This window comes from Paracoccus sp. 22332 (assembly GCF_052045125.1).
Lineage (GTDB): Bacteria > Pseudomonadota > Alphaproteobacteria > Rhodobacterales > Rhodobacteraceae > Paracoccus > Paracoccus haematequi_A.
Window position 1 is genome coordinate 1 of record NZ_JBQEOI010000117.1, and the last position, 904, is coordinate 904.

Genomic DNA, 904 nt, shown 5'->3' on the forward strand with positions numbered 1-904 from the left:
GACGTGAACTATGAGCCCTGGTCCGTATTCATGATCCCCGGCGCGCCGAAGCGGTGGATGGCCTCATTCAACGCCTCGACGCAGAAGTCGGCCTCCAGCGTGTTAGAGATGCGCCAAGCCAGCACCTTGCGGGCGAACCAGTCCATGATCGCCACCAGATACAGGAAGCCGCGCCGCATCGGCAGGCAAGTGATATCGGCGCACCATACCTGACCGGGCCGATCCACCCGCAGCCGCCCAGCAGATAGTGATAGGTCTTGTGACCCTTCCTCGGCTTGCTGGTGTTGGGCTTCTGGTAGATCGGCATCAAGCGCAGGCCCCCGTCCATCCTGAACCGCCCCGGGTTTACCGGAGCGTTTCTAGTTCACTGATTAGGCTGCTTTTTCGGCAGCATTGAAGCTTGCGTAGAAGGTCTCCTCTGCTTCGTTCGGCGTGACGTAACCGATGGCGCTGTGCAGGGGTGTGTTGTTATACCAGTCGACCCATTTCAGGGTTTCCCACTCGACCTGGCCAACGGACTTCCAGGGACCGAGGAACTTGATGACCTCGGTCTTGAACAGACCGATAATGCTTTCCGCCAAGGCATTGTCATAGGAATCGCCGACGCTGCCGACCGAGGTGTCGATCCTTGCCTCGGCCAGGCGCTCGGTGTATCGGATCGACAAATACTGGCTGCCGCGGTCGCTGTGGTGGATCAGTCTGTCAGCCTCGGACGGCGCCCGCTGGCAGATGCCTGGTTCAGGGCATCAAGGACGAAGCCGGTCGTCATCGATGTTGAGACGCGCCACCCGACGCGATGGAGAGTGTCCGATCTTCTGTGTATGAGTGGTCCGGTCCATGCTTCACCGAAAGGAAGCATGCATGACGATCTCCAAGGAACTTCTGGATGAACTGCTGAAGGGTA

At 59.2% G+C, this 904-nt stretch carries 2 pseudogenes; both read right to left on the reverse strand.

Annotation, left to right across the window (positions count from 1 at the left end):
• Positions 1 to 11: 11 nt before the first annotated feature.
• Positions 12 to 301 (reverse strand): annotated as a pseudogene (locus ACTJI6_RS24085) (DDE-type integrase/transposase/recombinase); the annotation flags it as partial.
• Between the two features lie 70 nt (positions 302 to 371).
• A pseudogene (locus ACTJI6_RS24090) lies at positions 372 to 793 on the reverse strand (integrase core domain-containing protein); the annotation flags it as partial.
• Positions 794 to 904 lie beyond the last annotated feature (111 nt).